Source organism: Chromobacterium aquaticum, assembly GCF_021129195.1.
GTDB lineage: Bacteria > Pseudomonadota > Gammaproteobacteria > Burkholderiales > Chromobacteriaceae > Chromobacterium > Chromobacterium aquaticum.
This window is the reverse complement of record NZ_JAJOHW010000079.1, coordinates 1-3414: the sequence shown is the minus strand read 5'-3', so window position 1 is coordinate 3414 and position 3414 is coordinate 1. Positions and strand designations below refer to the sequence as shown.

Annotated in this window: 4 protein-coding genes; 2 read left to right on the top strand and 2 right to left on the bottom strand. The window is 64.6% G+C overall.

All coding sequences use genetic code 11. From position 1 onward, the window contains the following. Positions 1–271 (top strand): hypothetical protein (locus LQT98_RS12515; RefSeq protein ID WP_231462618.1); only part of this gene is annotated, 271 nt, incomplete at its 5' end. After that, a complete protein-coding gene (locus LQT98_RS12510; RefSeq protein ID WP_156183990.1) occupies positions 247–714 on the top strand; it encodes a hypothetical protein in 468 nt (155 codons plus the stop codon). The genes LQT98_RS12515 and LQT98_RS12510, both read left to right, overlap by 25 nt. Before the next feature lie 206 nt (positions 715–920). On the opposite strand, the gene LQT98_RS12505 is transcribed toward LQT98_RS12510, so the two are convergent. Continuing rightward, a complete protein-coding gene (locus LQT98_RS12505; protein ID WP_231462619.1) occupies positions 921–2549 on the bottom strand; it encodes a lactate permease LctP family transporter in 1629 nt (542 codons plus the stop codon). Positions 2550–2708: 159 nt separating this feature from the next. Continuing rightward, a partial coding sequence (locus tag LQT98_RS12500) for a (Fe-S)-binding protein (RefSeq protein WP_231462616.1) occupies positions 2709–3414 on the bottom strand: 706 nt, incomplete at its 5' end.

The following is a 3414-nucleotide window of genomic DNA, read 5'->3' as shown; positions in this document are numbered from 1 at the left end:
CGGGCTGGCCGCCTGCTGCGCCGGCGCGGCGGCGCTGGGCCTGGTGGCCGGCTGGCATTTGTCCTGGCTGATCCCGCAGATGAATATCCACAAAATGCCCGATGGCGCGCGCAGCCTGTTCGTGGTGGGCAATGTCTACCGCGACGCGCCCAAGCTGCCGGAAAGCGGCGGCGACGCGTTTTTCATCAAGAGCGGCAAATGCACCGCCAGCTATCTGTGCGATAAAAAATACGGGAGCGATCTCAATTGCAAAAACAAAATCGTGTTCTGATCGTGCTCGGCCTGTTCCTGCTCACGCTTTACCTGGGCTATGCCGGCCACAACTACATCATGGACAGCCGCACCCTGTGCACCGCGCGCATTTCCGAGCTGCGTTTCCCGCGCCACAGCGGCGAAATCGCCACCACCAGCGGTTTCATCGACCTGGACATGAAGAACGAGACCATCCATTTCTTTCTGCATTCGCCCACCGGCGACTACATCAACCGCCTGCTGCAATTCAACACCAGTTACGGCTGGAACGGCGAAGCCAACGCGGTCACCATCGTCAAGAAAACCAAGTCACCGTCCGAGTACGGCAGCCTGGCCAGCGAATACCATATCTTCGACATCGGCACCCGCCACCTGATCAATATGGTGCCGGTGACCCGGCACGTCACCCAGGTCAACTTCGACTCGATCAGCTTCTTCTGCGAAACCCAAGAAATCCTGTGAGCCCGGCCCGGCGCGTCCGCGCCGCCGGGCCTTGAACCGGGTTCTCAGAACCTGTTTACGATCTCAGAACCTGTTTACGATCTCGCGAGCAAGAGCGAGACAAGGCGAAAACGGCTGAGAAAGCGGAATGCACATATGGTACATGAGCATTTCGAAGTCGTTTTCAACGCCGTATCGCCGCAGCGCAGCAGGTCGTAAACAGGTTCTCAGAAATACGCCATCGCGTAAGTCATCGCCCCCACCATGCTGCAAAAGATCAGACTGTGCTTGAGGGTGAAGCGGAACAGATCCGCCTCCTTGCCCACCAGCCCCACCGCCGCGCAGGCCACGGCGATGGACTGCGGCGAAATCATCTTGCCGGTCACGCCGCCGGTGGTGTTGGCCGCCACCAGCAGGATGTCCGACACGCCCAGTTGATGCGCGGTGGACGCCTGCAGCGCCGAGAACAAGGCATTGGACGAGGTGTCGGAACCGGTCAGGAACACCCCCAGCCAGCCCAGGAAGGGCGAGAAGAAGGGAAAGGCCTTGCCGGTGTTGGCCAGGCACAAGGCCAGCGTGCTGGACATGCCGGAATAATTGGCGACAAAGGCGAAGGCCAGCACCATGCCGATGGACAGAATGGGCCGCTTCAGTTCAAGCAGGGTTTCGCCGAAGGCGGCGGCGGCCTGCGCCGGGCGGAAGCGCAGCAGCAACATGGACAGCAAGGCCGCGACAAAAATGGCGGTGCCCACGGCGGACAGCAAGTCCAGCTTGTACAGCGCCTCGTAGGGCTTGTCCACGGCCACGATGGGCGCGGTCTTGATCACCAGATTGTCCAGGTAGGGCACATGAAACTTCAGCACCCAGTGCTCCAGCGCGCCGCCCTTGGCGAACAAGGCCTTGAACGGCTTCAAGCTCCACAGCGTCACCAGCGCGGTCAGGATCAGGAACGGCCCCCAGGCGCGGGCGATCCGCCCCAGGCTGAAGCCGGAAGGCTGGCGCGGGCTGGGCGCGCGGCGGCCGGCGAAGGTGAAGATCTCGCGCGGCTGCCACACTTTCAGGAACAGCGTCAGGCACACCAGGCTGACCAAGGCCGAGGTGATGTCCGGCAGCTCCGGTCCGATGTAGTTGGAAGTGAAATACTGGGTAATGGCGAAGGAGCCGCCGGCCACCAGCACCGCCGGCCAGGTCTGGCGCACGCCCTTGAGGCCGTCCATCATCATCACCAGCCAGAACGGCACCAGCACCGACAGAAACGGCAGCTGATGTCCGGCCTTGGCGCCGATGGCGAAGGGATCCAGCCCGGTGACCTGGCCGGCGACGATGATGGGGATGCCCATCGCGCCGAAAGCCACCGGCGCGGTATTGGCGATCAGGCACAGGCCGGCCGCGTACAGCGGATTGAAACCCAGGCCCACCAGCAGCGCGGCGGTGATGGCCACCGGCGCGCCGAAGCCAGCGGCCCCCTCCAGGAAGGCGCCAAAGGAGAAGCCGACCAGCAGCATCTGCAGGCGCTGATCCTCGGTCACCGACAACACCGAGGCGCGGATGATGTCGAACTGCCCGGTCTTGACAGTGATCTTGTACAAGAACACCGCGGCGATGATGATCCAGGCGATGGGCCACAGGCCGTAGGCGAAGCCGAAACCGGCGGCGGCCAGCGCCATGCCCGCCGGCATGCCGTAGAACAAGATCGCCACCAGCAGCGCCAGCAGCACGGTCAAGCTGCCGGCGACATGGCCCTTGAGCCGGAACACCGCCAGCGCCAGGAAAAAGAAAATGATGGGCAGCGCCGCCATCAGCGCCGACAGCGCCATGCCGCCGGAAGGGAAGTAGTTTTGGGTCCAGATCATGATGTCTCCTCTGCAGTCTCTCCTTCTTCTTGCGCGCACAAACATCCGCGCGGCGGCGGAGCTAGCCGCGGCCGTGTGGACGGAATGCGTTCAGGGAAGGATGTTTACGGGCGTTTCAACTCGGCGCCGGCCGCCCGGGCGGCGGCGCCATCAATGCGGCCTTCATAGCGGGCCGCTTCCAGGGGTGGTGCAAAAATCCAGCAGCGCTTCGATGCTGCGGTATTCAAAGCCGGCGTGTTCGCTCAGGCCGATCTGGCAAGTTCGGCTCATCGACACGCCGTGGCGACAACCCTGGGGCAAGGCCGGAGGCAAGCGCCGCAGACTGTGCGCGTTCAATTCCGGCACGGTGAAACCCTTGTCGCCGGCAAAGCCGCAGCAGGCGATGTCCGGCACCGTCAGCCGCTCGGCGCAGCGGCCGGCCAGCCGCTTGAGCGCGCCCGCCGCGCCCATCTCGGTGGCGCTGCAGGGGATGTGCAGCGCCAGTTGCTCCAGCTTGCGCGTCACCGCCAGCCACGGCGCGACGAAGGCGTCCAGGAAACGGGCCGCGTCGAACAGCCGAAGCCTGGCGTCCAGCCGGCCTTGGCGCTGAGCGGACAGGATGCGCGCCGCGCACGGCCCGTTGTCCAGGTAAACCGGATGGCGGCCGTCTTCGCTGGCGGCCAGCAAGGCCAGGTTCAGCGCGTTCTGACTGATGTCCAGCGCCTCCGCCGCATTGGCCGAGGCGAAGGGCTGGCCGCAGCACAAGCCATCCTGGCCGGACGGATAGCGAGGGCTGAAACCGGCGCGGCGCAGCAAGGCCAGCGTGGACGCGGCGGCGTTGCCGCCGTCGGCGTCCGCGGCCAGCGCGCGGTTAACGCAGCTGAGAAAC